Here is a 24,580-nt window from a genome sequence, read left to right on the forward strand (position 1 = left end):
CCGTGCCTTCGACGGCAGGGCGGCCGACCCCCGTGCGGCCGCCCTGGTCGACGTCGGCGTTCACGCCGGCCGGGGGAACCGTGGCCGGCGTGGGCGGCGGCTATGCGATTCGCTCCCGGCGCCGCCGTCGGACCGCTCGGCGGCGGCGCGTGCGGCGGCCTCGCGGCGGGCGGTGCGAGCGCTGCGGGCAACCTCGCGGGCCAGGCGCTCTTCCGCGGCCTGGCGGCGGAGTTCGGCGGAGCGGGCCTGCTGGAGTTCGTACGCGAACATGGTGTGTCCCCCTGGGAGTCCGGTGTGCGGTGTCGCTTGGTGCGATGCCTCAACCTTCGTCTCCCAGGGGGGTGTGCCACATCGGGAGAGTTCCGCATCTTCGGCCGCCGTCGGGGCCTTAGACGCGCCAAAGGGGCCTCAGGCCGGCCGTAAGGTGCTTACGGCCGGCCTAAGGCCCCTCGTGACGTGCGGGGACTCAGCCCGCGGAGGGCAGGCCGAGCAGTGCGTCGGTGTACTTCAGGACGGCCAGGAGCAGGCCGATGACACCGAGGACGACGCCCGCCCAGGAGACCGACTTGATCCAGGCCGCCTGCGGACGGGCGGGGCTGCCGAAGGCGGGGCGGGCCAGCACCACGACGCCGGTGACCAGCGCGGCCAGCGCGAACAGACCCGCCCACAGCGCGGTGGTCTGCCAGGCGTCGCCGTAGACCGCCTGGATCTGCTTGGCGACGCTCGCCGAAGAGGAGGTCCCCAGCTGGCCGACGAGGGTCTGGCGGGCGCCGGCGACGGTGCCGATCCAGCTGCCGGTGAGCGACACGAAGCCGAGCACGGCGGAGACGACGGCGCCCGCACCCTGGCCGACGCCGGTGGGGCCTTCCTGAACGCCCTCACCGTCCTCGGCGGCGAACCCGGCGACGTCCTCCTCGGCGTCCGAGAGCTCCTCGCTCCGGGTCGCCTCGTCCACGGCGTCGGTCTTGGTGAGGTCCATCTTCTCCTCGTCGGTCCTGGTCTCGGCGCCGGTCGCGGGGCCGGCCTCGTCAGCAGTCTTGGTTCCCATACCTCGCACCGTACGGACGCTCTCTGAGAGGTCCCTTAATGATCGTTGTGAGCGGCACGCGCGCGTGCCTCGCGCCACTCCTGGGCCAGCACGGACCACACCTCGAGGTCGTGCCGCACCCCACGATAGGGGTAGGCCTGCCGGTGCACGCCGTCGCGGGTCATGCCGAGCCGGCGGGCGACGTTCAGGCTGGGCGCGTTGCCCGCGGAGGCGACCCACTCGATCCGCTGGATCCCGCGCTGCTCCACCGCGAAGTCGATCAGCACCCGCATGGCCCTGGTGATCAGCCCGCGCCCGGTGGCGGAGGGCTCCAGCCAGCAGCCGACCTCGCAGTTCGCGGCCTCGGCGTCGAAGTTGAGGAACAGCACCCCGCCGACGAGCCTGCCGTCCAGCCAGATGCCGTGCAGGGAGCCGGTGTCGGCGGCCCGCATGTCGGCGTAGCGCTGGAGGGCCACGCGCGCGCTCGCCGCGTCGGTGGCCTTCGAGCCGAAGGGGACGAACCGGTTGATGAACTCCCGGCCGCGCTCCAGGTGCGCCAGGAACTCCTCGGCGTGCCAGGGCTCCAGGGGACGCAGCTCGGCTCCGTCGTCACCCAGCGATATCGCGTACATCCGGTCGGGACTCCTTCTGAAGTTCCTCCACTGCCTCGCTGAGCCTCTCATGGGCGGCACGGCACTCGGGCGGCTCGATGCTGATCCTCGGCAGGTGCTTGTCGAGCCGCCGGGGCAGCCACCAGTTGGCGCCGCCGAGCAGGTGCATCAGCGCCGGCACCAGCAGCGTGCGCAGGACGAAGGCGTCGAGGGCGACGGCGGCGGCGAGCGCGATGCCGAACATGGCGATCACCCGGTCGCCGCTGAGGACGAAGGCCAGGAAGACGGAGATCATGATGACGGCGGCGGAGTTGATCACCCGGCTGGTCTCGGCGAGGCCGATCCGGACGGCGCGCCGGTTGTCGCCGGTCTCCAGCCACTCCTCGTACATCCGGCTGACCAGGAAGACCTGGTAGTCCATGGAGAGGCCGAAGAGGACCGACACCATGATGACCGGGAGGAACGGCTCGATCGGCCCGGCCCGGCCGAGGCCCAGCAGCTCGCTCCCCCAGCCCCACTGGAAGATCGCCACGACGACTCCGAACGCGGCGGCGACGGCGGCCACGTTCATCACGGCGGCCTTGAGCGGTATGCCGACGGACCGGAACGCGAGCAGGAGCAGCAGACAGCCCAGGCCGATGACGACCCCGACGAACAGCGGCAGCTTGTCGACGATGACGTCCGCGAAGTCGTCGTAGCCGGCGGTCACCCCGCCGACGTGCACGTCGAGGGAGGTGCCGGTCTCGGCGCGGGGCAGCACCTCGGCGCGCAGCCGGTCGACGAGATCACTGGTGCGCTGCGACTGCGGAGCGGACTGCGGCACGACGGTGAGGTAGGCGGTGCGGCCGCCGGAGCCGAAGGTCACCGGCGTCACGGACGCCACGCCGTCGGTGGCGCGCAGGGCGGCGTCGAGGTTGTCGAGGGGGAGCCGGTCCTGGGCTCCCTCGACCCGGGTCACCAGGGTGAGCGGACCGTTCACGCCCGGCCCGAATCCCTCGGCGAGCAGGTCGTAGGCCTGGCGGGTGGTGGCCGACTCCGGGCCGTTGCCCTGGTCGGAGCTGCCCAGGCGGAGGGAGAAGGTGGGCAGGGCGAGGACGGCGATGACGACGAGGGCGAGCGAGCCGAGCAGCTTGGGGTGGCGCTCCACGAACGCGGACCAGCGGGCGGCGAACCCGGTCGGCAGCTCCGGCTGGGGCCCGTGCTCGGCGAGCCGGCGGCGTTCTCGGCGGCTGAGGGCGCGCATGCCGATGAAGGACAGCAGGGCGGGCAGCAGCGTCACGGACGCGGCGACCGTGAGCACGACGGTCAGTGAGGCGGCGATCGCGACGCCGTTGAGGAAGCTCAGCCGCAGGATCAGCATGCCGAGCAGGGCTATGCACACCGTGGCGCCCGCGAAGACGACCGCGCGTCCGGTGGTGGCGACGGCGTTGGCGGCGGCCTCGGCGACCGTGAGCCCGCGCTTCAGCCCGCGCCGGTGCCTGGTCACGATGAACAGCGCGTAGTCGATGCCGACGCCGAGCCCGATCAGCATGCCCAGCATGGGCGCGAAGTCGGCGACGGTCATGGCGTGCCCGAGCAGCACGATCCCGGCGTACGCGGTGCCGACGCCGACCAGGGCGGTGGCGATGGGCAGGGCGGAGGCGGCGAGCGAGCCGAAGGCGAGGAACAGCACCACCGCGGCGACGACCACGCCGGCGACCTCGGCGAGATGTCCGCCGGAGGACTCGGTGAGGGCGATGGCGCTGCCGCCCAGTTCGACCTGGAGCCCGTCGGTCCCGGCCGCCTCCGCGACGTCGACGACGGCCTGCGCCCGGCCCCTGCCGACGTCCTCGGCGCGGTCCTCGAAGACCACGGTGGCGTACGCCGTGTGTCCGTCCTTGCTGATCTGCGCCCTGCCCTGGTCGCCGTAGGGGCCGGCGACGGAGGCCACGCCGGGCAGGTCGGCGATCTTCTCCAGGGCGCGGGTCATGGTCTGTTCGACGTCGGCGGCGCGGACCGTGCCCGAGGCGGTGTGCCAGACGACGGTGTCGCTGTCGCCGCCGAGACCGGGGAAGCCCTCGGTCAGCAGCCGCGTGGCGCGGCCGGACTCGGTGCCGGGAACCTCGTAGTCGTTGGAGTACGCGGCCCCGGCGACGACGGCTGCCGTGGCCGTGCCGCCGAGGGCGAGAAGCCAGAGCAGTACCGCGAGGAGGCGGTTGCGGACACACCAACGTGCGAGGGCTGCCACTGACGTGCTCCCGGAGGGTGAATTGTGGATCTTTGACCGGGAAACAGCCCGCAAAGAACGTATGAGCGATGCGGGATCACTCTTGCAGGCGCACGAGATCGTTTGTTTCGTTCGTGTGTCTTTTCACAGGAGTGGGAGACAGATCACAGGACAATAACGGCAGCCCTGTCAGGCCACGTCAGTCGGGCCGCGTCAGTCGGCCTGGTCCCCGAACGCCATCACCATGACGCCGACGATGAGCAGCCACAGGGCGCGCCGGGTGCGGCCCCGGGAGCCGAGGAACGCGGCCAGCGCGCAGACCGCGGCGCCGAGGGCGTAGGCCGACGGGACGAGGGCCGGGGCGGAGCGGGTGAGGCGCATGAGGGACGCGGCGAGGCCGGCGAGGGTGAGCAGCGCTCCGGCGGCGGTCGCCGTCCAGCGGGCCCGCCGGGCGTCCTCGGTGCCGTACTCCTCGTCCGGGTCCTCTATGTCGCTGTGGGGGTCGGAGTCGGTTCGTGCACTCATGGCGGGCGAGCGTAGCGCGTCGGGCCGGGGACAGGGGAAAGGGGTGCACCGGTTCGCGGTGCACCCCTGCGGCGATCGTGCGGGCCTCAGCCCTCGGTGACGCCCAGCTTCTCCAGGATCAGCTCCTTGACGCGGGCCGCGTCGGCCTGGCCGCGCGTGGCCTTCATCACGGCGCCGACCAGGGCGCCCGCCGCGGCCACCTTGCCGCCGCGGATCTTGTCGGCGATGCCCGGGTTGCCCGCGATGGCCTCGTCGACGGCCGTGCCCAGCGCCGAGTCGTCGGAGACGACCTTCAGCCCGCGCTTCTCGACGACCTCGTCCGGGGCGCCTTCGCCGGCGAGGACGCCCTCGATGACCTGACGGGCCAGCTTGTCGTTGAGGTCGCCCTTGCTCACCAGCTCGGCGACCCGCGCGACCTGCGCGGGCGTGATGGCCAGCTCGTCGAGCGCGACGCCCGACTCGTTGGCGCTGCGGGCCAGTTCGCCCATCCACCACTTGCGGGCGGAGGCCGCGTCGGCGCCGGCGTCGATCGTGGCGACGATCGGGTCCAGCGCGCCGGCGTTGAGGATCGACTGCATGTCGAGGGCGGTGATGCCCCACTCGGCGACCAGCCGGTTGCGGCGGGCCAGCGGCAGCTCCGGCAGCCCGGCGCGGATCTCCTCGACCCACTCGCGGGACGGGGCCACCGGGACGAGGTCGGGCTCCGGGAAGTACCGGTAGTCCTCGGCCTCCTCCTTCACGCGGCCCGAGGTCGTGGACCCGGTGTCCTCGTGGAAGTGGCGGGTCTCCTGGACGATCGTGCCGCCGCCGTTGAGCACGGCCGCGTGCCGCTGGATCTCGAAGCGGGCCGCACGCTCCACGGACCGCAGCGAGTTCACGTTCTTCGTCTCGGACCGCGTGCCGAACTTCTCCCGGCCGTGCGGGCGCAGCGACAGGTTCACGTCGCAGCGCATCTGGCCCATCTCCATACGGGCCTCGGAGACGCCGAGCGCCTTGATGACCTCGCGCAGCTCACGCACGTAGGCCCGGGCGACCTCGGGAGCACGCTCGCCCGCGCCCTCGATCGGCTTGGTGACGATCTCGATGAGCGGGATGCCGGCGCGGTTGTAGTCCAGCAGGGAGTGGGACGCGCCGTGGATACGGCCGGTGGCGCCGCCGACGTGCGTCGACTTGCCGGTGTCCTCCTCCATGTGGGCGCGCTCGATCTCCACGCGGAAGGTCTCGCCGTCCTCCAGCTGCACGTCGAGGTAGCCGTTGAAGGCGATCGGCTCGTCGTACTGGGAGGTCTGGAAGTTCTTCGGCATGTCCGGATAGAAGTAGTTCTTCCGGGCGAAGCGGCACCACTCGGCGATCTCGCAGTTCAGCGCGAGACCGATCTTGATCGCGGACTCGACGCCGATCGCGTTGACGACGGGCAGCGAGCCGGGCAGGCCGAGGCAGGTGGGGCAGGTCTGCGTGTTGGCGTCCTGACCGAGCTCGGTCGAACAGCCGCAGAACATCTTCGTCTTGGTGCCGAGTTCGACATGGACCTCGAGGCCCATGACGGGGTCGTACGACGCCAGCGCGTCCTCGTACGACACCAGGTCGGTCGTGGTGGTCACGGTGAAACTTCCCTCTCAGCCCAGCAGGACGTCGTCGTCGCCCAGCCGCTTCAGCTCGCGGTACAGGATGGCGAGGCCGGTGACGATGGCGGCGGCGGACACGGTGGCGTCGATCAGGACCAGCGTGTCGTTCTCCGCGCGGGCCTTCTTCAGCCGCTTGGCGACGCCGAGCGCGCCGAACGCGGTGGCGGCCATGGACAGGTACGTGCCGGACTTGGACTTCTTGAAGCCCTTGGCCTTGTTCAGTGCACTCACAGCGACGGAGCCTCCTCGAGAAGCGGGTGCCCCCACCTTTCCACGAAGGCGGCCTCGACGGCGGCGCCGACCTTGTAAAGACGGTCGTCCTTCAGCGCCGGGGCGATGATCTGCAGACCGACCGGGAGGTTGTCCTCCGGGGCCAGACCGCAGGGCAGCGACATGGCCGCGTTGCCCGCGAGGTTGGTCGGGATGGTGCACAGGTCGGCCAGGTACATCGCCATCGGGTCGTCGGCGCGCTCGCCGATCGCGAAGGCGGTGGTCGGGGTCGTCGGCGAGACGATCACGTCGACCTGCTCGAAGGCCTTCTCGAAGTCGCGCGTGATCAGCGTGCGGACCTTCTGGGCGGAGCCGTAGTACGCGTCGTAGTAGCCGGAGCTCAGGGCGTAGGTGCCGAGCATGATGCGGCGCTTGACCTCGGGGCCGAAGCCCGCCTCACGGGTGAGGGAGGTGACCTCCTCGGCCGAACGGGTGCCGTCGTCGCCGGTGCGCAGGCCGTAGCGCAGGCCGTCGAAGCGGGCGAGGTTGGACGAGCACTCCGACGGCGCGATCAGGTAGTACGCCGACAGCGCGAGGTCGAAGGACGGGCAGTCCAGCTCGACGATCTCGGCGCCCAGCTCCTTCAGCAGCGCGACGGACTCGTCGAACCGCTGGATGACGCCGGCCTGGTAGCCCTCGCCGCGGAACTGCTTCACGACGCCGACGCGCATGCCTTCGACGCTGCCGTTGCGGGCGGCCTCGACGACCGGCGGGACGGGCGCGTCGATGGACGTGGAGTCCAGCGGGTCGTGCCCGGCGATGACCTCGTGCAGCAGCGCCGCGTCCAGGACCGTACGGGCGCAGGGGCCGCCCTGGTCGAGGGAGGACGAGAAGGCGACCATGCCGTAGCGCGAGACGGCGCCGTAGGTCGGCTTGACGCCGACGGTGCCGGTGACGGCGGCCGGCTGGCGGATGGAGCCGCCGGTGTCGGTGCCGATGGCCAGGGGCGCCTGGAAGGAGGCGAGCGCGGCGGAGGAGCCGCCGCCGGAGCCGCCGGGGATCTTGGTGAGGTCCCAGGGGTTGCCGGTCGGGCCGTAGGCGCTGTTCTCGGTGGAGGACCCCATGGCGAACTCGTCCATGTTGGTCTTGCCGAGGATGACGACGTCGGCGGCCTTCAGCCGCTTGGTGAGCGTCGCGTCGTACGGCGGGATCCAGCCCTCGAGGATCTTCGAGCCGACGGTGGTCGGGATGCCCTCGGTGGTGAAGATGTCCTTGAGCGCGAGCGGAACGCCGGCCAGGGGGCCGAGCTTCTCGCCCCGGGCCCGCTTCTCGTCGACCGCGCGGGCCTGCGCGAGGGCGCCGTCGCGGTCGACGTGCAGGAAGGCGTGGACCTTCTCGTCGACGGCCTCGATGCGCGCCAGGTGGGCCTCGGCGACCTGGACGGCCGTGAGCTCGCCCGAGGCGATCTTCGCGGCGGTCTCGGCGGCGGTGAGCTTGATGATGGTGACGTTGTCCGTCATGTCGGTTAGTCCTCCCCCAGGATCTGCGGCACCTTGAAACGCTGCTGCTCCTGGGCCGGGGCGCCGGAGAGCGCCTGCTCGGGGGTGAGCGACGGACGGACCTCGTCCGCCCGCATGACGTTGGTCAGCGGGAGCGGGTGCGAGGTCGGCGGTACGTCTTGGTCGGCGACCTCGCTGACGCGGGCGACCGCGCCGATGATGTCGTCCAGCTGTCCCGCGAAGTGTTCGAGCTCTTCGGGCTTCAGCTCCAGACGCGCCAGCCGGGCGAGGTGGGCGACCTCCTCGCGCGTGATGCCAGGCATGCAGCGTTCCTCTGGGGTGGAGTGAGTGTGTGGTTTGGCCCAATCCTATGGGGCGGGGCGGCATGCCCGTGAAACGCTTTGCCGACGGCCGGGACGGCTACTCGTCGGACGCCGCTGCCGGGAGGGCCGCCGCGGGGCGCTGCCAGCCGCGTGAGCCGCGGGCGCGCAGCCAGGCCGTCGTCTCCTCGGGGGGCATCGCCGCGGCCACCAGCCAGCCCTGGACGGCGTCGCAGCCCAGGTCGCGCAGGCGTTCCCAGGTCTCGTCGTCCTCGACGCCCTCGGCGACCACCACGAGCCCCAGGGAGTGCGCGAGGTCGACCGTGCAGCGCACGATCTCGGCGTCCTCGGCGTCCACGGCCAGCCGGGCGACGAAGGAACGGTCGATCTTCAGCTCGCTCACCGGCAGCCGGCGCAGGTGGACGAGGGAGGAGTAGCCGGTGCCGAAGTCGTCCAGGGACATCTTCACGCCGTGTCCGGTCAGCCCGTTGAGGGTGTCGGCGGCGCGCTGCGGGTCCTCCAGCAGCACGTGTTCGGTGATCTCCAGTTGGAGCGCTCCCGCGGGGACTCCGTGCCGGGCGAGGCGGGCGGCGACGGATCCGGCGAAGCCCGGCGTGTGCACGTCGCGGGGGGAGACGTTCACCGCGACGGGCACATAGAGTCCCTGGGCCCGCCACCGGGCGACCTGGCCGAGCGCCGTGTCCAGCACGTACTCGGTGAGGTGGGGCATCAGGCCGGACGACTCGGCGATCGCTATGAATTCGTCCGGCGGAACCTTCCCGCGCTCCGGGTGCACCCAGCGGACCAGGGCCTCCAGCCCCGCCACCTGTCCGTCGAAGCGGACCTTCGGCTGGTAGTGCAGCTGCACCTCGTGCGCGTCGAGGGCGCGCCGCAGGTCGCCCAGCAGGCCGAGCCTGTCGGGGGTGTTGGAGTCGCGCTTGGACTCGTACACCTCCACGCCCGTGCGGTCCCGCTTGGCCTGGTACATCGCCACGTCGGCCCGGCGCAGCAGGCCCTCGGCGTCGAGTGCGTGGTCGGGGAAGACGGCGACCCCGGCGCTGGCCTCCAACACGAGGGTGAGGCCGTCGAGGTCGAGCGGCGAACTCAGGTCGGCGACCAGCGCGCGGGCGACACGGCTCGCGGAGGTCGTGGAGTCCGCCACGGGCAGTAAGACGGCGAACTCGTCACCGCCCAGCCGCGCGACCTCCGCGCCGCGCGGGAGGGCGAGCCGCAGCCGGTCGGCGATCTGCAGCAGCAGCCGATCGCCGGCGAGATGGCCGAGGGTGTCGTTGACCGAGCGGAAACGGTCGAGGTCGATCAGCATCAGGGCGGCCCGGGCGCCGATGCGCTCGGCGTCGTCCAGGGCGGTCCAGATGCGTTCCAGGAGCCACTGGCGGTTGGGCAGCCCGGTCAGCGGGTCGCGCAGCTGTTCCTCGGCGCGGGCCCGCGCTATCCACAGGGTGGAATCGAGGGCGATGAGCGGGATCGCGAACAGCGGCAGCAGGATCGGCTCGGCCGCGGCCACCACGCAGATCAGCGGCGCTATGCCCAGCAGGGCGACCGCGACCAGGCCCTGTCTGACCAGGGCGGTGCGGGCGACGGTGGGCAGTCCGCCGGAGCGCGGGGCGTGCAGGTACCAGAGCAGGACGCGGGTGACCGCGAGGTAGGTGACGGCCACCAGGACGACCTGGGGGGCGGTGTACAGCGACCAGCTGTCCGGGGTCCAGGGGCGCTCCACGGACGGTATCCGGCCGCAGGCGGCCAGCAGGAGGGCGCCCGCGCCGATGCCGAGGAGGTCCACCGCTCCGTGCAGGGCGCCCTGCCGCCAGCGGTGGCGCCGGGCTATGCCCACCAGTACGACGACGGTGAGGCTGACCGTTCCGGCGGGCACCCAGCCGTACAGCAGCAGCACCGCGAGGGTGAGGGCGGCGCCGGAGCCGGTGCCGCCCCACCAGCGGGCCCGGCCGAGCAGGACCAGGTGTCCGACGATGACTCCGGCCAGGACGGCCAGCGACCAGCCGACCGTGCCGGACGGGAAGAGCGCGTGGCCGCCGGTGAAGGCGCGGTAGAACCCGGCGCCCAGGGCGAAGGCGGCCGCTCCGACGACGGCCGCGGGCAGCGCGGGCCAGGACAGGTGCCGGTCGGACTCGGCGCCGGGCAGTCCGGTGGGCGGCTGGACGGAGGCGCGCGCGCCCAGGGTGGAATGCGGCTCGGTGTGCGGTACGTACGCGTCCGCGCCCGGACGCCCTTCGGAGCGCACCGGCCACCGGCTCCCCCACCAGACGCCGGCGACCCGGCGTCGGCGCAGCCGTGCGTCCGGGGCGGCGCTCTCGGTCGGTTCCATTCCCGTCCCTCTCACAGCCGGCGGTGCCCACGCCACGCGGCCCGTTGCCCGACAACCCCGGGCGGCGCCGCGTTGGAAAACCCTTGCCCCCGCTCGCCCGGAGCCCGGGGATGCCCCGACCGCAGCTGGGCACGGCAGGCGCACATCTCAACAGTAGGCCGCAGAAGGCTTCCACGGGCAGCGGTCGCCGACGGTTGCCCGAATGCGCCCCGGCCACCCGTATGCATCTGGTATGCGCCGATCGGGTGGCCTTCAACCGCCGCTCCGGGCTACTCCTCGGTGGGAAGGGCCACTTCGGCCGCCGCCTCCGGCCCTTGTTCCAGCAGGACCGTGAAGCCGTCCTCGTTCAGGACCGGCACCTTGAGCTGCATCGCCTTGTCATATTTTGATCCGGGGCTGTCACCCACAACGACGAATGACGTTTTTTTCGAAACCGAGCCGGTCACTTTGGCTCCCCTGCTCTGCAGGGCGTCCTTGGCGCCGTCACGGGTGAAGCGTTCGAGGGTGCCGGTGACGACGACCGTCAGCCCTTCGAGGGGACGCGGCCCCTCGTCCTCCCCGGAGCCCTCCTCCTCCATGCGGACGCCGGCCGCCCTCCACTTGCGCAGGATCTCCTGGTGCCACTCCTCGGCGAACCACTCCTTGAGCGAGGCCGCGATGATGGCGCCGACCCCGTCGGTGCCCGCCAACTCCTCCTCGGTCGCCTGCTCGATGCGCTCGATCGAACGGAACTCGCGGGCCAGCGCCTCCGCCGCGACCGGACCGACATGGCGGATCGACAGGCCGGTGAGGATCCGTGCCAGCGGGCGTTCCTTGGCGGCCGCGATGTTCTCCAGCATGGCAAGCGCGTTCTTCTTCGGCTCGCCCTGCTGGTTGGCGAAGACCGTGGCGATCTTCTCCTCGCCGGTCTTCGGATCCCGCTTGGGCAGACCGCTGTCCTGGTCGAGGACGTACGCCTTGATCGGGAGCAGCCGCTCGATGGTGAGGTCGAACAGGTCGCCCTCGTCGGCCAGCGGCGGGTCCTCGGGCTCCAGCGGCTTGGTGAGGGCGGCCGCCGCCACGTACCCGAAGTGCTCGATGTCCAGGGCCTTGCGGCCGGCCAGGTAGAACAGCCGCTCGCGCAACTGCGCGGGACAGGTGCGGGCGTTGGGGCAGCGCAGGTCGACGTCGCCCTCCTTCATGGGCCGCAGCGGCGTCCCGCACTCGGGGCACTCGGACGGCATCACGAACTCGCGCTCGGTGCCATCGCGCAGGTCCGCCACCGGACCGAGGATCTCCGGGATCACGTCACCGGCCTTGCGCAACACCACCGTGTCGCCGATCAGGACGCCCTTGGCCTTGACGACGTCCTGGTTGTGCAGGGTGGCGAACTCGACCTCGGAACCCGCCACCGTCACCGGCTCGACCTGGGCGTACGGCGTGACGCGGCCGGTGCGCCCGACGCCCACCTTGATGTCGACGAGCTTGGTGTTGACCTCCTCCGGCGCGTACTTGTAGGCGATCGCCCACCTCGGCGCCCGGGCCGTCGAGCCGAGCCGGCCCTGCAGGCGGATCTCGTCGAGCTTGACGACCACCCCGTCGATCTCGTGCTCCACCGAGTGCCGGTTCTCGCCGTAGTACGCGATGAACTCCCGCACGCCGTCGAGGTCTTCGACCACCTTGTTGTGCCGGGACGTGGGCAGGCCCCACGTCTTGAGCAGGTCGTAGGCCTCGGAGAGACGGCCGAGGCCCTCGTAGCCCTCCAGGGCGCCGATGCCGTGCACGACCATGTGCAGCGGGCGGGAGGCGGTGACGCGCGGGTCCTTCTGGCGCAGCGAACCGGCCGCCGCGTTGCGCGGGTTGGCGAAGGGCTTGTCGCCGGCCTCGACCAGGCGCGCGTTGAGCTCCTCGAACTTCTCCATCGGGAAGTAGACCTCGCCGCGGATCTCCACGAGCGAGGGCACCCCGTCGCCCGAGAGCCGGTCCGGGATCTCCGCGATGGTGCGCACGTTGGGCGTGATGTCCTCGCCCGTGCGGCCGTCGCCGCGGGTCGCCGCGCGCGTGAGGCGCCCGTTCTCGTACGTCAGGTTGACGGCGAGGCCGTCGACCTTGAGCTCGCACAGGAAGTGGTACACCGAGGAGCCGACGTCCCGGTGGACGCGCTCGGCCCACGCGGCGAGCTCCAGGTCGTCGAAGGCGTTGTCCAGCGAGAGCATCCGCTCGCGGTGCTGGACGGCCGTGAACTCCGTCTCGTACGCGCCCGCGACCTTCTGGGTCGGCGAGTCCGGCGTGCGCAGTTCGGCGTACTCCTCCTCCAGCGCCTCCAGGGCGCGCAGGAGCCTGTCGAACTCCGCGTCGCTGATGACGGGGGCGTCCTTCACGTAGTACCGGAAGCGGTGCTCCTCGATCTGCTCAGCGAGCTGCGCGTGCTTCTCCCGTGCCTCGGTGGGCACCGTCGTCTCCGCTTGCCTGTCGCCGGCCACCGTGTTGTCCTCCCGTTACTCTGGGTTGTCCGCGAGGGATCTCGCCGCCCGGACGCAGTGGGCGAGGGCCTGGCGGGCGTACGCGGGAGAGGCCCCCGCGAGGCCGCACGACGGCGTGAGCGTGACCGCCTCCGCGAGAAGCCCCGGTTGCAGTCCCAGCCTGCGCCACAGCGTCCTGACACCCCTGACGCTACCGGCAGGGTCTGACAATGGACCGTCCACTCCCGCCACGACACCGGCGAAGAGCCGGGTGCCCGCTTCCACCGCTTCGCCGATCACGTCGTCGTCACGCTCGGTGAGGAGCGAGAAGTCGAACGAGACCGCCGCCGCGCCGGCCCGGCGCAGGAGGGCGAACGGGACGTCCGGTGCGCACGAGTGGACCACGACGGGCCCGTCGCCGTGAACCCCGACGACATCCCGGAGCGTGGCCTCCACGACCTGCCGGTCGACGGCGCGGTGGGTGCGGTAGCCGCTGGCGCTCCGCACATGGCCGCGGAGCACGGCGGTGAGGGAGGGCTCGTCGAGCTGGAGCACGAGCTGCGCCCGCGGCAGCCGGCGGCGCACCTCGGCGAGGTGCAGGCGCAGACCCTCGGCGAGGGACCCGGCCAGGTCGCGGCAGGCGCCGGGGTCGGAGAGCGCGGCCTCGCCGTGCTTCAGCTCCAGTGCGGCGGCGAGCGTCCACGGCCCGACCGCCTGCACCTTGACCTGCCCCTCGTGGCCGTGGGCGAACTCCTCCAGCGCGTCGAGGTCCTCCCCCAGCCAGGACCGGGCCCGCCTGGTGTCCCGCCCCGGCCGGTCGCCGATCCGCCACCCGCTGGGCTCCACGCGCGCGTACAGCTCGACGAGCATCCCCGCGGTGCGGCCGATCATGTCCGCGCCGGGGCCGCGGGCGGGCAGTTCGGGCAGGTGCGGGAAGTCGTCGAAGGACCCGGTGACGGTCTTGGCGGCCTCGCGGGCGTCACCGCCCGGCATGGAGCCGATACCGGTGGCGGGGCCGAAACTGAAGTGTGCGTTCACAGGTGAAGCGTACGTAGGCGCGGAGGCCGACCCGGAACGCGAAGCCGCCCTCAGCGCCCCGGACGCACCGTCAGATCGTTGACCTCCGCGTCCCTCGGCAGGTCGATCGCCATCAGGATCGTCGTCGCCACCGACTCGGGGTCGATCCACTCCGCAGGGTCGTACTCCTTGCCCTCCTGCTGGTGGACCTTGGCCTGCATGGGGCTGGCGGTGCGGCCGGGGTAGACGGAGGTGACGCGGACGCCGTTGCCGTGCTCCTCCTGGCGCAACGAGTCCGCGAGCGCCTTCAGACCGTGCTTGGAGGCGGCGTACGCGGACCAGTCGGCGCTCGCCCGCAGGCCCGCCCCGGAGTTCACGAAGAGCACGTGCCCGTGGGCGGCACGCAGCTGGGGCAGGAAGTGCCGGGTCAGCTCGGCGGGGGCGATCAGGTTGACGTTGAGCTGGTGACGCCACGACTTCGGGGTGAGGTCGCCCACCGGGCCGAGGTCGACCACTCCGGCGACGTGGAGGAGGGAGTCCACCCGGTCGGGGAGCGTCTGGTGGGAGAAGGCCCAGCTCAGCTTGTCGGGGTCGGCCAGGTCGCCGACGAGCGTCCGCGCGCCGGGGAACCGCGCCGCCAGTTCCTTCGCGCGGCCCGCGTCGCGCGCGTGCAGCACGAGTTCGTCCCCGCGCGCGTGCAGGCGGCGGGCGACGGCCGCGCCGATGCCGGAGCCCGCTCCGGTGATCACATGAGTAGCCATGCCCGCCATGCTCGCATCACCCGGGCCCTACGCGATGCCCTGGCTCTCCTCCAGGTAGGCCAGCGCGGCCACCGGCTCCTCCGCGAAGAACACCAGGTCGGCGAGGGGGCGGGGCAGGAACCCCTCGTCCTCCATGCGCCGGAACTGCTCCTTGAGCCCGTCGTAGAAGCCCGCGGTGTTCAGCAGCACCACCGGCTTGTCCGTGTGACCGTGCTTCTTCAGCTCCAGGATCTCGGTGGCCTCGTCGAGGGTCCCGGTGCCGCCCACCATGATCACCACGGCGTCGGACTTCTCCAGCAGCAGCCGCTTTCGCTCGGAGAGGTCCTTGGCGACGACCATCTCGTCGGTGCCGGCCCGCGCCTTCGCCGCGAGGAAGCCCACCGACACCCCGCACAGCCGTCCGCCGGCCTCCTGCACGCCGTCCGCCACCACCTTCATCAGGCCGACGTCGGAACCGCCCCACACGAGCACATGGCCGCCCTTGCCGAGCAGTTCCGCGAACTCGCGGGCGGGGCGGGTGTACCGGTCGTCGAGGTCGGCGGCGGAGAGGAAGACACAGATACGCATGCGGCCACCGTACGCGGGAAGAACCGGGGGCCCGCCAGTGCTTTCCCGGCATGACCCGAGGACACACGATCACGATCGAGCAGGGCGACCGGCACATCAGGGTCGTCCACGGGGGCCGCGTGCTGGCCGAGACCGACCGGGCGCTCGTGCTGCGCGAGACCGGTTGTCCGGTGCGGTACTACATCCCCGCCGACGACGTACGGCTCGACCTGCTGACCCCCTCCGACACCCACACGTACTGCCCCTTCAAGGGCACGGCCTCCTACTGGTCGCTGCAGGACGCGGCGGACCTCGTCTGGGCGTATCCCGACCCCAAGCCGGACGTGGCCGAGATCAGGGGCCGTCTCTGCTTCTACGAAGTGGAGGTCTCGGACGCGGGGGAGCCGGAAGCCGGGGCGCCGGAAGCCGAGGTGCCGTAGGCCGAGGTGCCGTAGGCCGAGGTGCCGTAGGCCGGGTGTCGCAGGCCGACGACCGCCGCGCCGTGCGGCAGTCTGCATGAGCATGGACAAGAAGACTGTTTCCCGCGACGGCACCGAACTCGCGTACACCCGCGCCGGACACGGCCCGGCGGTCATCCTGGTGAGCGGAGCGATGTCCACGGGCGGCACCATGGCGCCCCTGGCCGGGCTGCTCGCCGACCGCTTCACCGTCCTCCGGTACGACCGCCGGGGCCGCGGCGAGAGCGGCGACACCGAGCCGTACGCGGTGGAGCGCGAGGTCGAGGACCTGGCGGCCCTCATGGAGGCGGCGGGCGGCGAGGCCGGGCTGTACGGCATCTCCTCCGGCGGCGCGCTGGTGCTGGAGGCGGCGGCCGGCGGACTGCCGGTGAGCCGGGTCGCCGTGTACGAGACGCCGTTCGCCCTCGACGAGGAGGCGGTGCAGGAGCGCGCCGCGTACACGGCGAACCTCACCCGGGCGCTCGCGCAGGGACGCCGCGGGGACGCTGTCGAGCTGTTCCTGCGGCTGACCGGGCTGGCCGAGGAGATGATCCAGGGGGCCCGTCAGTCGCCCATGTGGGCGGGGATGGAGGCCATCGCGCCCAGCCTCGCCCACGACGACGCCGTCATGGGCGACGGGCGGCCGCCCCGGGAGCGGCTGGCGTCGGTCGGCGTGCCCGTGCTGGCCGTCGCGGGCGAGGCCAGTCCGCCCTGGCTGCGCGAGGCCACGCGCGCGGTCGCGGACGCGGCCCCCGACGGCACGTACCGGACGCTGCCGGGCCAGACCCACATGGTCGACCCGAACGTCCTGGCGCCGGTGCTGGCGGAGTTCTTCGGCGGGTAGGTCAGGCCACCCCGGCCGTCTTCGGCGGGTAGGTCAGGCCACCCCGGCCGTCTTCGGCGGGTAGGTCAGGCCACCCCGGCCGTCGCCCGCACCGTGGACGCGATCGTGGCCGAGCCCACCACGCGGGTGCCGTCGTAGAGCACGATCGCCTGGCCGGGGGCCACACCCCGGACCGGCTCGGCGAAGGTGACCTCCAGGCGGCCGTCGACCGGTTCGGCGGTCACCTCGGTCTCGCCGCCGTGGGCGCGCAGTTGCGCCGTGTAGGCGCCGGGGCCGGTCGGGGCGGCGCCGCACCAGCGGGGCTTGATCGCCGTCAGGGCGGTCACGTCCAGGGCGGCGGCCGGGCCGACCGTCACCGTGTTGTCCACCGGGGAGATGTCGAGGACGTAGCGCGGCTTGCCGTCGGGCGCCGGGGTGCCGATGCGCAGCCCCTTGCGCTGGCCGATGGTGAAGCCGTACGCGCCCTCGTGGGTGCCGATCTTCGCGCCGGACTCGTCGACGATGTCGCCCTCCGCCCTGCCCAGCCGCTTCGCGAGGAAGCCCTGGGTGTCGCCGTCGGCGATGAAGCAGATGTCGTGGGAGTCGGGCTTCTTGGCGACCGCCAGGCCGCGGCGCTCGGCCTCCGCGCGGATCTCGTCCTTCGTCGTCACCGTGTCGCCGAGGGGGAACAGCGCGTGGGCGAGCTGGCGGTCGTCCAGGACGCCGAGGACGTACGACTGGTCCTTGGCCATGTCGGAGGCGCGGTGCAGTTCGCGGGTGCCGTCCTCGTTGACGATCACCTTGGCGTAGTGGCCGGTGCACACCGCGTCGAAGCCCAGCGCGAGCGCCTTGTCGAGCAGCGCCGCGAACTTGATCTTCTCGTTGCAGCGCAGACAGGGGTTCGGGGTGCGGCCGGCCTCGTACTCCGCGACGAAGTCGTCGACGACGTCCTCGCGGAAGCGGTCGGCGAGGTCCCACACGTAGAACGGGATGCCGATGACGTCGGCGGCGCGGCGGGCGTCGCGGGAGTCCTCGATGGTGCAACAGCCCCGGGCGCCGGTGCGGAACGACTGCGGGTTCGCGGAGAGCGCGAGGTGGACGCCGGTCACGTCGTGGCCGGCTTCCGCGGCGCGGGCGGCGGCGACGGCGGAGTCCACGCCGCCGGACATGGCGGCGAGTACGCGAAAGGGGCGGGGGCGCGGCGAGGTCTCAGTCATAACCCTTCCAGGGTACGGGTCGCCGGGAACCGCGGCCCGCGAGTATCCGTTGACGATCACGAGGGGCGAGGAAGGGCACGGACATGGGGGAGAAGAAGAGCGACTCCGACCGGCGGATCGGGCGACGTGCCCTGCTGATCGGCGGGGCGGCGGCCGCCGTCGGCACGGGTGTGCTGGCGCGTGACGAGTTGTCGAGGCTGTACTGGCGGCTGCCGGGCGTGCGCAGGGCGCGGGTCGAGGGCGCGGTGGACTACCGGGGCGCGCGGTGGGTGGCGGCGTCGGAGGCGAACTTCCGCTGGGCGGACCGGCCGGACGACTACGGGATAGACATGGTCGTCATCCATGTCACCCAGGGCGATCTGGCCAGCGCGGTGAAGGCGTTCGAGGACCCGGGGCACAAGGCCGCGGCGCACTACATCGTCGGCAGGGACGGGCGGGTCACGCAGATGATCCGCGAGCTGGACGTCGCGTACCACGCGGGCAACCGCTCCTACAACGAGCGCAGTGTCGGCATCGAGCACGAGGGCTTCGTGGACCGGCCGAAGGACTTCACGGACGCGATGTACGCCGCCTCGGCCCGGCTGACCGCCGCGATCTGCCGGCGGTACGACATCCCCGTGGACCGTGAACACATCATCGGACACGTGGAGGTGCCGGGGACGGACCACACCGACCCCGGCGAGCACTGGGACTGGGACCGGTATCTGCGGCTCGTGCGGGAGGCCCGCACCGCCGCCGCCTGAGCATCGGCCATGGGCGGCCGTGAGCGTCCGCCGGCCCTCGCGCAGTGACGCGTGGCGGCGGGTGGCCGTGCGCGGTGACGCGTGGCGGCGGGTGGCCGTGCGCGGTGACGCGTGGCGGCGGGTGGCCGTGCGCGGTGACGGGGGGTGGTGGCCCGCTATGTGAGGCCCGCCGCTCGGGCCCGCTCCACCGCCGGGCCGATCGCCTTGGCGACGGCCTCGACGTCGGCCTCCGTGGAGGTGTGCCCGAAGGAGAAGCGGAGGGTGCCGCGCGCCAGGTCGGGGTCGGTTCCGGTGGCGAGCAGGACATGGCTGGGCTGGGCGACGCCGGCGGTGCAGGCGGAGCCGGTGGAGCACTCGATGCCCTGCGCGTCCAGGAGTAGCAGCAGGGAGTCGCCCTCGCAGCCCGGGAAGGTGAAGTGGGCGTTGGCCGGCAGCCGCTCCACGGGATCACCGCCGAGGATCGCGTCCGGGACGGCCGTGCGGACCGCGTCGATCAAGGCGTCGCGCAGGGCGCCGATCTCACGGGCGAACCACTCGCGCTGTTCGGCGGCGAGGCGGCCGGCGACGGCGAAGGCGGCGATCGCCGGGACGTCGAGGGTGCCGGAGCGGACGTGGCGCTCCTGGCCGCCGCCGTGCAGGACGGGCACGGGGGTGTGCTCGCGGCCCAGCAGCAGGGCGCCGATGCCGTAGGGGCCGCCGATCTTGTGGCCGGAGACGGTCATCGCGGCGAGGCCGGAGGCGCCGAAGTCGACGGGGACCTGGCCGAAGGCCTGGACGGCGTCGGCATGCAGCGGGACGTCGAACTCCGCGGCCACGTCGGCCAGTTCGCGGACCGGCATCAGCGTGCCGATCTCGTTGTTCGCCCACATGACGGTGGCCAGGGCCACGTCGTGCGGGTTGCGGGCGAGGGCTTCGCGCAGGGCCTCGGGGTGGACCCGGCCGTAGGAGTCGACCGCCAGGTACTCGACCGTGGCGCCCTCGTGCTCGCCGAGCCAGTGCACGGCGTCGAGGACCGCGTGGTGCTCGACGGGGCTGGCCAGGACACGGGTGCGGGCCGGGTCGGCGTCGCGCCGGGACCAGTACAGGCCCTTGACCGCGAGGTTGTCGGCCTCGGTGCCGCCGGAGGTGAGGACGACCTCGCTGGGGCGGGCGCCGAGCGCCTCCGCGAGCGTCTCACGGGCCTCCTCGACCGTGCGGCGGGCCTGTCGGCCTGCTGCGTGCAGGGAAGAGGCGTTGCCGGTGAGGCCCAGGTGCGCGGTGAGTGCCTCGACCGCCTCGGGGAGCATCGGCGTGGTCGCGGCGTGGTCGAGGTATGCCATGGTGCCCCGATTCTACGGGGGCCGGCCGGCTCGCCTCGCTGCCAGGTGGGCCCGGCGCTCAGAAGCTCCAGGACACCGTCGAGTCCGCCTGCATGAACGCCACCAGGACCAGGAGGTCGGCGACGCCCAGCCCGAGGCCGAGGTAGGCGCGTCCACGGCGGGCGGTGCCCCGCCAGAGGGCCACCGAGGCCAGGACGATGGCGATCGGACCGAGGACGAGGTTGAGGACGAGCAGGCCGAGGAGGCCGAGGATGAAGGACGCGACGGCCATGCCGTCTGCGTCCCGGACGCCGGTGCGGCGCGTGGCAGGTGCGGTGAGTTGCATGGTCGGTCGACTCCTGTCGTTCGGCGGGGTGGTCAGCGGGTCGAGGTGTTCCGGCGGCCGTGACGCTCACGGATCGCGAAGATGCCGAGCCAGGCGGCGATCACGGTGGCGGCCACGAGGGTGAAGGCGAACGGCGCGTGGGCGACGGTGCCCAGGACGACGCCGAGCAGCAGCAGTGCGGCGACGAGGAACAGCATGGGATCGGATCCCCCTCCGTAAAATTTGGGTGAACAGTTGTAGTTACAGTTGTTCACTGACTCTCGAGTCTAGCGCGTCCTGCGGCTTTTCAATTCCGGAGAACAGTTGTTAACTGGATGACATGAGTCACACCCTCGGCATTCGGCAGGCCCAGAAGCAGAAGACCCGGCAGGCCCTCATGGACGCGGCGTTGGCACTGCTGGAGGAGCAGAGCCTGAGCAGCTTGGGCCTGCGCGAGGTCACCCGCGCCGTCGGGGTCGCCCCGACCGCCTTCTACCGCCACTTCCGCTCCACCGCGGATCTGGGCGTGGCCCTGGTCGAGGAGGCGCTGGGCAGCCTGCACCCGATGATCCGGACCACGGTGACGTCCGCCGACTCCAGCGCCGAACGCATCACACGCGCTGTGGAGTTGATCGCCGGTCATGTCAACGCGTACCCCGCACACGTCCGTTTCATCGCCCGGGAGCGACATGGCGGAGTCCAGCCGGTGCGGGAGGCGATCCGGGACCAACTGGGCCGGTTCGCCCAGGAGGTGAAGGTCGAACTGGCCAAGGACGCCGAGGCCGAGGGCTGGAGCGACGACGACCTGCTGATGCTCTCGCACCTGTACGTCGACCAGATGCTCATCACGGCCTCGCTGTTCCTGGAGGGGCTGGAGGGCTCGCCGGAGGACCGGGAGCGGATCAACCGGCTCGCCACCCGCCAGATGCGGCTCATCAGCATCGGCCGCCACCACTGGCTGGATTGAGCCACCGCCGCCCGATCCGACGCGCGACACGCCCTGCGTGCCCGGCACGCGCGGCACGCCCTGCGCGCCCGGCACGCCCGGCGTGCGCGGCACGCCCGGCACGCGCAGGGGCGGCGCACCCGCTCCCGGATGCGCCGCCCACGTGGGCGAACCGCCCCTCAGCCCTGCTGCCCCTGCTGACCCTGCCGGCCCTGAGCCCCCTGGCCGCCTCCGGGACCGCCGCAGCCGCCGCCCTGACCGCCTGCGGGGCCACCCTGACCGGCGCCGGGGCCGCCGCTCGGAGCGCCGGACGGAACACCGGTCGGCATGCCGGTGGGCAGGGCGGTGGGTGTTCCGGTCGGAGTGGCCGTCGGCTGCCCCGAGGCCGCCCCGGTCGGAGCGCCCGACGGGGTTCCCGACGGAGCGCCGCCCGGCATGCCCGAGCCGTTTCCCGACGGCGGCCGGCAGGACCGCTGGGAGGAGGCGCCGCCGCCGGAGGAGGAGTCGTTCGAGCCGCAGGCCACGAGGGCGAGGGGCGAGAGCGCCAGCAGCGCCACCGCGGGGACGAGACGGACGGGCATCAGCGCACGCTTCATGAGAGACAGCTCCAGGGAGGATGAGGAGAACCTGAGGCCGGAACTCAACCAACGGCGCCTGGGGCTTCCTTGAGCCCTCTCTGTCCCCCGCCTGTCCATCGGGTAAATCGGGTCTCAAGTCACCGCGCCGACCTGGCACTTCCCGTCCGGGGCCGAGGGGCGGCCCGGTACAGGTCCGTGACAAGAGCGACTGTCAGGCCAGTCGGGCCCGTGCCAGTTGGCGCGACTGCGCGACCAGCCGGTCCGCACTGTCCCAGACCTCGGCGTCCTCCTCCAGGAAGCCGCCGGCGAGGTTGCGGGTGGTGATCGAGACGCGCAGCGGGCCCGGAGCCGGCCGGCAGCGGACGTGGACCGTGAGCTCGACGGTGGGGACCCAGCCGCGCAGGCCGATCTCGAAGGCGGTGGGCGGCAGGGCGTCCACGGCGAGGAGGAGGGAGAGGGGGTCGGGGTCGCGGCCGTCCTTCAGCCCGAACCAGGCCCGCATCTCGCCCTTGCCGGAGGGCTGCCCGAGCGCCCAGCCGAGGGTCGACGGGTCGAGCTTGAGCATCAGACGGTCGGCGATGGCGGAGCTGCCGTCGACCGGCGCCGGTCCGTCCTCGGGGCCGAAGCACTGGTCGAGGGGCGGGAACGCGGGCGGCTTCGCCGTGGTGCGGACGTCGTCCGGCAGAGCGTCCAGGTCGCCGTAGGAGGCGAGGACGCGGATCCGCTCGACCTCGTTGCCCTCCTCGTCGTACTGCAGGAGCGAGGCCTGGCCGGTCGACAGGGTGCGGCCGGAGCGGACCACCTCCGTGCGGACGACGGCCGGGCCCGGCTGGGAGGCGGTGAGGTAGTGCGCCGAGATCGTGAACGGGTCGTCGTGCGGCAGGGCGTCCGCGAGCGCGCGGCCGAGGACGGCGAGGAGATATCCGCCGTTGACGGCGCTGATGATCGTCCAGCCGGCCGACAGGTCGATGTCGTAGACGCCGGGGGCACGTCGCGTGAGCGCGGTGTCCCGGTCGAACTCACTGTCACCGATGGCGGCCCGCCGGGCCGTCGCAGTAGCTGCTTCTGGCATGGCTGCACGCTACAACACTTGATTACTAAGCGGTAGCTTTTTCACGGTGCGCGTCGGCCGGGCGACGGCACCCTGGGAGCGCGTTCTCGGCCGGGGTCCGCAATTTCTTGGTAAGTGTCCGAACTCGTCCGTAACCTTGACGCCCCGTTTTCCCTCTGCAAGGACATGAGCCTCACCGGGACTCCGTTCCTCTACACCCTGATCGCGCTGTCCGCCGTCGCCGTGCTGCTGCCGCTGCTGCTGTGGTCGCGACTGCGCGGGCCGCGGATCCTGCGCGCCGCGGCCCGGGTCATGATGCTGCTGTTCGCCCAGACCACGGCCGTGGCCCTGGTCTTCGTCATGGTCAACAACTCCAACGGCCTGTACGACACCTGGGACGACCTCCTGGGCACCGGCACCCATGTGCAGCAGGCCGCCGACCTGGGCGCCGACGGCACCGGCGGCATCGCGCTGGACCGGCTGCCGAAGGTCAGACAGAAGTTCACGCAGGCCGAGGGCCCCGCGATGCGCGCGGCCGGCGGGGTGCGCGTCACCCAGGTCCAGGGCCGGGTCTCCGGTGTGAACGCCGAGGTCTACGTCTGGCTGCCCCCGCAGTACGACGAGCCGGCCTACGCGCACCGCGCCTTCCCCGTCGTGGAGCTGCTGCCCGGCTACCCGGGGTCCGCGAAGACCTGGTACGGGACGCTGCACGTGCACGAGCAGCTGGCCCCGCTGATGCGCGAGGGCAAGGTCGCGCCGTTCATCCTGGTCGCGCCGCGCACCACGCTGCTGCCCGGCGTGGACACCGGCTGCGCCAACGTCGCCGGCACCGTCAACGCCGACAGCTGGCTCAGCGTCGACGTGCCGAAGATGGTCACGGACAACTTCCGGGCCCAGCCCGCGCCCAAGGGCTGGGCGGTCGCCGGGTACTCGGCGGGAGGCCACTGCGCGACCAAGCTCGCCGTCGCCCACCCCGACCGCTACCGGGCGGCGGTGAGCCTGTCCGGGTACAACGACCCGGTGGTCGAGCGCGACTCGCTCGCCGCGCAGGACCCGGCCCTGCGCCGGGCGAACAACCCGTACCTGCTGCTGCGCAAGGCCGCCGTCCCGCCGCCGGTGGCGCTCTACCTCTCGGGCCAGCCGCACGACGGCTACGAGGCGGCCATGGCCCTGCGCAAGGAGGCGAAGGCGCCGACGACCGTGCACGTCGTGTACATCCCGAGCAGCGCGGGCGGGCACACCATGGGGCTGTGGCGGCCGCAGGTGGCGCCGGCGTTCCGCTGGCTGACGACGCAGATGGGCCAGCGCGCGGTGGTCGGCGGGAAGCGGACTACTCCTCACGCACCGTCGAACGACGGTTCCAGGCGCGCGGAGCTCGCCAGTGGAAGCGCATCGCGAGCAACCGCAGGACGAAAGCGGTGACCGCGGCCAGTCCGCTGGCCAGCGGGGTGAGCATGTCGTAACGGATGCACAGCGCCACCATGGCGGCGCCGGCCATCGCCGGGACCGCGTAGAGGTCGCGGTCCCAGCGCAGCAGCGAGGGCACCTCGTTGGCCAGCACGTCGCGCAGCACTCCGCCGCCCACGGCGGTGGCGAGCCCCAGGGCGGCCGACGCGGTCAGGCCGAGGCCGTGGTCGTACGCCTTCGTCGTGCCCGTGACGCAGAACAGGCCGAGGCCGGCCGCGTCGAAGACGTTGACGCCCGTCTGGATGCGCTCCACCTGCGGGTGCAGGAAGACGACCAGCAGGGCGGCCAGCAGGGGCGTGAGGAAGTACCCCAGGTCGGTGAAGGCGGCCGGCGGCACCGCCCCGATGACCAGGTCGCGGAACACCCCGCCGCCCAGCGCGGTGACCTCCGCGAGCATGGCGATGCCGAACACGTCGAAGTTCTTGCGGACGGCCAGCAGCGCGCCCGAGATGGCGAAGACGAAGATGCCGATCAGGTCGAGCGTGTGCTGGACGGAGGGGCTGAATATTTGCTGGAGCACCCCTACATTCTTACCCAACACA

Annotated in this window: 26 protein-coding genes; 5 read left to right on the forward strand and 21 right to left on the reverse strand. The window is 72.3% G+C overall.

Features of this window, described 5'->3' with window-relative positions:
* Window positions 1-60 precede the first annotated feature (60 nt).
* From ACZ7DE_RS34925 to ACZ7DE_RS34990, 14 genes are all read right to left on the reverse strand, one after another.
* Window positions 61-270, reverse strand: a complete 210-nt coding sequence (locus ACZ7DE_RS34925; RefSeq protein WP_470768323.1) for a hypothetical protein — start codon at window positions 268-270, stop codon at window positions 61-63.
* 196 nt (window positions 271-466) lie between these two features.
* Window positions 467-1,048 (reverse strand): hypothetical protein, encoded by a 582-nt coding sequence (locus ACZ7DE_RS34930; protein ID WP_470768325.1) that lies wholly within the window; start codon window positions 1,046-1,048, stop codon window positions 467-469.
* Window positions 1,049-1,083: 35 nt separating this feature from the next.
* Window positions 1,084-1,659, reverse strand: coding sequence for a GNAT family N-acetyltransferase (locus ACZ7DE_RS34935; protein ID WP_470768327.1), 576 nt, complete (start codon window positions 1,657-1,659; stop codon window positions 1,084-1,086).
* Window positions 1,637-3,865, reverse strand: a complete 2,229-nt coding sequence (locus ACZ7DE_RS34940; RefSeq protein WP_470768329.1) for an MMPL family transporter — start codon at window positions 3,863-3,865, stop codon at window positions 1,637-1,639. The genes ACZ7DE_RS34935 and ACZ7DE_RS34940 overlap by 23 nt, the downstream gene beginning before the upstream one ends.
* Before the next feature lie 192 nt (window positions 3,866-4,057).
* A complete protein-coding gene (locus tag ACZ7DE_RS34945; protein WP_470768331.1) occupies window positions 4,058-4,369 on the reverse strand; it encodes a hypothetical protein in 312 nt (103 codons plus the stop codon).
* A gap of 86 nt (window positions 4,370-4,455) precedes the next feature.
* On the reverse strand, window positions 4,456-5,970 hold the full coding sequence (gene gatB / locus ACZ7DE_RS34950) for an Asp-tRNA(Asn)/Glu-tRNA(Gln) amidotransferase subunit GatB (RefSeq protein WP_470768333.1): 1,515 nt from the start codon (window positions 5,968-5,970) through the stop codon (window positions 4,456-4,458).
* A 15-nt stretch (window positions 5,971-5,985) separates the two neighbouring features.
* Window positions 5,986-6,225, reverse strand: coding sequence for a hypothetical protein (locus ACZ7DE_RS34955; protein WP_470768335.1), 240 nt, complete (start codon window positions 6,223-6,225; stop codon window positions 5,986-5,988).
* Entirely contained in the window at window positions 6,222-7,724 is a 1,503-nt protein-coding gene (gene gatA / locus ACZ7DE_RS34960) for an Asp-tRNA(Asn)/Glu-tRNA(Gln) amidotransferase subunit GatA (protein WP_470768337.1), read from the reverse strand. The genes ACZ7DE_RS34955 and gatA overlap by 4 nt, the downstream gene beginning before the upstream one ends.
* 5 nt (window positions 7,725-7,729) lie before the next feature.
* Window positions 7,730-8,026, reverse strand: a complete 297-nt coding sequence (gene gatC, locus ACZ7DE_RS34965) for an Asp-tRNA(Asn)/Glu-tRNA(Gln) amidotransferase subunit GatC (RefSeq protein ID WP_007384860.1) — start codon at window positions 8,024-8,026, stop codon at window positions 7,730-7,732.
* Between the two features lie 97 nt (window positions 8,027-8,123).
* Window positions 8,124-10,367, reverse strand: a complete 2,244-nt coding sequence (locus ACZ7DE_RS34970) for a putative bifunctional diguanylate cyclase/phosphodiesterase (RefSeq protein ID WP_470768340.1) — start codon at window positions 10,365-10,367, stop codon at window positions 8,124-8,126.
* Window positions 10,368-10,636: 269 nt separating this feature from the next.
* Complete coding sequence (ligA, locus tag ACZ7DE_RS34975) at window positions 10,637-12,829, reverse strand: NAD-dependent DNA ligase LigA (RefSeq protein ID WP_470768342.1); 2,193 nt, start codon at window positions 12,827-12,829, stop codon at window positions 10,637-10,639.
* Window positions 12,830-12,844: 15 nt separating this feature from the next.
* Complete coding sequence (locus ACZ7DE_RS34980) at window positions 12,845-13,846, reverse strand: methionine synthase (protein WP_470768344.1); 1,002 nt, start codon at window positions 13,844-13,846, stop codon at window positions 12,845-12,847.
* Window positions 13,847-13,896: 50 nt separating this feature from the next.
* A complete protein-coding gene (locus tag ACZ7DE_RS34985; protein WP_470768346.1) occupies window positions 13,897-14,586 on the reverse strand; it encodes an SDR family oxidoreductase in 690 nt (229 codons plus the stop codon).
* Window positions 14,587-14,613: 27 nt separating this feature from the next.
* Window positions 14,614-15,153: an LOG family protein gene (locus ACZ7DE_RS34990; protein ID WP_470768348.1), complete on the reverse strand. Its 540-nt coding sequence runs from the start codon at window positions 15,151-15,153 to the stop codon at window positions 14,614-14,616.
* Between the two features lie 50 nt (window positions 15,154-15,203).
* On the opposite strand from ACZ7DE_RS34990, the gene ACZ7DE_RS34995 reads away from it, so the two are divergent.
* Window positions 15,204-15,572: a DUF427 domain-containing protein gene (locus tag ACZ7DE_RS34995; RefSeq protein WP_470768350.1), complete on the forward strand. Its 369-nt coding sequence runs from the start codon at window positions 15,204-15,206 to the stop codon at window positions 15,570-15,572.
* Window positions 15,573-15,654: 82 nt separating this feature from the next.
* Window positions 15,655-16,434: an alpha/beta fold hydrolase gene (locus ACZ7DE_RS35000; RefSeq protein WP_470768352.1), complete on the forward strand. Its 780-nt coding sequence runs from the start codon at window positions 15,655-15,657 to the stop codon at window positions 16,432-16,434.
* A gap of 65 nt (window positions 16,435-16,499) precedes the next feature.
* On the opposite strand, the gene mnmA is transcribed toward ACZ7DE_RS35000, so the two are convergent.
* Window positions 16,500-17,630, reverse strand: coding sequence for a tRNA 2-thiouridine(34) synthase MnmA (gene mnmA, locus ACZ7DE_RS35005; RefSeq protein ID WP_470768354.1), 1,131 nt, complete (start codon window positions 17,628-17,630; stop codon window positions 16,500-16,502).
* 83 nt (window positions 17,631-17,713) lie between these two features.
* On the opposite strand from mnmA, the gene ACZ7DE_RS35010 reads away from it, so the two are divergent.
* The gene (locus ACZ7DE_RS35010) at window positions 17,714-18,373 is read left to right on the forward strand and encodes an N-acetylmuramoyl-L-alanine amidase (RefSeq protein WP_470768356.1); all 660 of its coding nucleotides are present in this window, start codon (window positions 17,714-17,716) and stop codon (window positions 18,371-18,373) included.
* A 155-nt stretch (window positions 18,374-18,528) separates the two neighbouring features.
* Here the strand turns inward: ACZ7DE_RS35010 and ACZ7DE_RS35015 are convergent, their stop codons facing one another.
* The 3 genes from ACZ7DE_RS35015 to ACZ7DE_RS35025 are packed head-to-tail and all read right to left on the reverse strand — an operon-like array spanning window position 18,529 to window position 20,214.
* The gene (locus ACZ7DE_RS35015; protein ID WP_470768358.1) at window positions 18,529-19,692 is read right to left on the reverse strand and encodes a cysteine desulfurase family protein; all 1,164 of its coding nucleotides are present in this window, start codon (window positions 19,690-19,692) and stop codon (window positions 18,529-18,531) included.
* Between the two features lie 58 nt (window positions 19,693-19,750).
* A complete protein-coding gene (locus ACZ7DE_RS35020; RefSeq protein WP_470768362.1) occupies window positions 19,751-20,017 on the reverse strand; it encodes a DUF4190 domain-containing protein in 267 nt (88 codons plus the stop codon).
* A gap of 32 nt (window positions 20,018-20,049) precedes the next feature.
* Window positions 20,050-20,214, reverse strand: a complete 165-nt coding sequence (locus ACZ7DE_RS35025) for a hypothetical protein (RefSeq protein ID WP_470768364.1) — start codon at window positions 20,212-20,214, stop codon at window positions 20,050-20,052.
* 122 nt (window positions 20,215-20,336) lie between these two features.
* Between ACZ7DE_RS35025 and ACZ7DE_RS35030 the strand changes: the two genes are divergently transcribed.
* The gene (locus tag ACZ7DE_RS35030; protein ID WP_470768366.1) at window positions 20,337-20,963 is read left to right on the forward strand and encodes a TetR family transcriptional regulator; all 627 of its coding nucleotides are present in this window, start codon (window positions 20,337-20,339) and stop codon (window positions 20,961-20,963) included.
* A gap of 158 nt (window positions 20,964-21,121) precedes the next feature.
* Here ACZ7DE_RS35030 and ACZ7DE_RS35035 read toward each other — a convergent pair whose 3' ends face one another.
* Window positions 21,122-21,538: a hypothetical protein gene (locus tag ACZ7DE_RS35035; protein WP_470768368.1), complete on the reverse strand. Its 417-nt coding sequence runs from the start codon at window positions 21,536-21,538 to the stop codon at window positions 21,122-21,124.
* A 193-nt stretch (window positions 21,539-21,731) separates the two neighbouring features.
* Window positions 21,732-22,592, reverse strand: a complete 861-nt coding sequence (locus ACZ7DE_RS35040; RefSeq protein ID WP_470768370.1) for a thioesterase family protein — start codon at window positions 22,590-22,592, stop codon at window positions 21,732-21,734.
* Window positions 22,593-22,757: 165 nt separating this feature from the next.
* Here ACZ7DE_RS35040 and ACZ7DE_RS35045 point away from each other — a divergent pair, with 165 nt between their 5' ends.
* Window positions 22,758-23,993, forward strand: a complete 1,236-nt coding sequence (locus ACZ7DE_RS35045) for an alpha/beta hydrolase (RefSeq protein ID WP_470768372.1) — start codon at window positions 22,758-22,760, stop codon at window positions 23,991-23,993.
* Here the strand turns inward: ACZ7DE_RS35045 and ACZ7DE_RS35050 are convergent.
* Window positions 23,902-24,558, reverse strand: coding sequence for a trimeric intracellular cation channel family protein (locus ACZ7DE_RS35050; RefSeq protein ID WP_470768374.1), 657 nt, complete (start codon window positions 24,556-24,558; stop codon window positions 23,902-23,904). The two genes, ACZ7DE_RS35045 and ACZ7DE_RS35050, sit on opposite strands and share 92 nt — an antisense overlap.
* Window positions 24,559-24,580 lie beyond the last annotated feature (22 nt).

It is taken from the genome of Streptomyces sp. NPDC037083 (genome assembly GCF_055606485.1).

What these genes read in the sequence shown, in the direction of transcription:
- ACZ7DE_RS34925 (WP_470768323.1), bottom strand. Translation starts at nt 270, where the DNA reads ATGTTCGCGTACGAACTCCAGCAGGCCCGCTCCGCCGAACTCCGCCGC.
- ACZ7DE_RS34930 (WP_470768325.1), bottom strand. Translation starts at nt 1,048, where the DNA reads ATGGGAACCAAGACTGCTGACGAGGCCGGCCCCGCGACCGGCGCCGAG.
- ACZ7DE_RS34935 (WP_470768327.1), bottom strand. Translation starts at nt 1,659, where the DNA reads ATGTACGCGATATCGCTGGGTGACGACGGAGCCGAGCTGCGTCCCCTG.
- ACZ7DE_RS34945 (WP_470768331.1), bottom strand. Translation starts at nt 4,369, where the DNA reads ATGAGTGCACGAACCGACTCCGACCCCCACAGCGACATAGAGGACCCG.
- gatA (WP_470768337.1), bottom strand. Translation starts at nt 7,724, where the DNA reads ATGACGGACAACGTCACCATCATCAAGCTCACCGCCGCCGAGACCGCC.
- gatC (WP_007384860.1), bottom strand. Translation starts at nt 8,026, where the DNA reads ATGCCTGGCATCACGCGCGAGGAGGTCGCCCACCTCGCCCGGCTGGCG.
- ACZ7DE_RS34970 (WP_470768340.1), bottom strand. Translation starts at nt 10,367, where the DNA reads ATGGAACCGACCGAGAGCGCCGCCCCGGACGCACGGCTGCGCCGACGC.
- ACZ7DE_RS34985 (WP_470768346.1), bottom strand. Translation starts at nt 14,586, where the DNA reads ATGGCTACTCATGTGATCACCGGAGCGGGCTCCGGCATCGGCGCGGCC.
- ACZ7DE_RS34990 (WP_470768348.1), bottom strand. Translation starts at nt 15,153, where the DNA reads ATGCGTATCTGTGTCTTCCTCTCCGCCGCCGACCTCGACGACCGGTAC.
- ACZ7DE_RS34995 (WP_470768350.1), top strand. Translation starts at nt 15,204, where the DNA reads ATGACCCGAGGACACACGATCACGATCGAGCAGGGCGACCGGCACATC.
- ACZ7DE_RS35000 (WP_470768352.1), top strand. Translation starts at nt 15,655, where the DNA reads ATGGACAAGAAGACTGTTTCCCGCGACGGCACCGAACTCGCGTACACC.
- mnmA (WP_470768354.1), bottom strand. Translation starts at nt 17,630, where the DNA reads ATGACTGAGACCTCGCCGCGCCCCCGCCCCTTTCGCGTACTCGCCGCC.
- ACZ7DE_RS35010 (WP_470768356.1), top strand. Translation starts at nt 17,714, where the DNA reads ATGGGGGAGAAGAAGAGCGACTCCGACCGGCGGATCGGGCGACGTGCC.
- ACZ7DE_RS35015 (WP_470768358.1), bottom strand. Translation starts at nt 19,692, where the DNA reads ATGGCATACCTCGACCACGCCGCGACCACGCCGATGCTCCCCGAGGCG.
- ACZ7DE_RS35020 (WP_470768362.1), bottom strand. Translation starts at nt 20,017, where the DNA reads ATGCAACTCACCGCACCTGCCACGCGCCGCACCGGCGTCCGGGACGCA.
- ACZ7DE_RS35025 (WP_470768364.1), bottom strand. Translation starts at nt 20,214, where the DNA reads ATGCTGTTCCTCGTCGCCGCACTGCTGCTGCTCGGCGTCGTCCTGGGC.
- ACZ7DE_RS35030 (WP_470768366.1), top strand. Translation starts at nt 20,337, where the DNA reads ATGAGTCACACCCTCGGCATTCGGCAGGCCCAGAAGCAGAAGACCCGG.
- ACZ7DE_RS35035 (WP_470768368.1), bottom strand. Translation starts at nt 21,538, where the DNA reads ATGAAGCGTGCGCTGATGCCCGTCCGTCTCGTCCCCGCGGTGGCGCTG.
- ACZ7DE_RS35040 (WP_470768370.1), bottom strand. Translation starts at nt 22,592, where the DNA reads ATGCCAGAAGCAGCTACTGCGACGGCCCGGCGGGCCGCCATCGGTGAC.
- ACZ7DE_RS35045 (WP_470768372.1), top strand. Translation starts at nt 22,758, where the DNA reads ATGAGCCTCACCGGGACTCCGTTCCTCTACACCCTGATCGCGCTGTCC.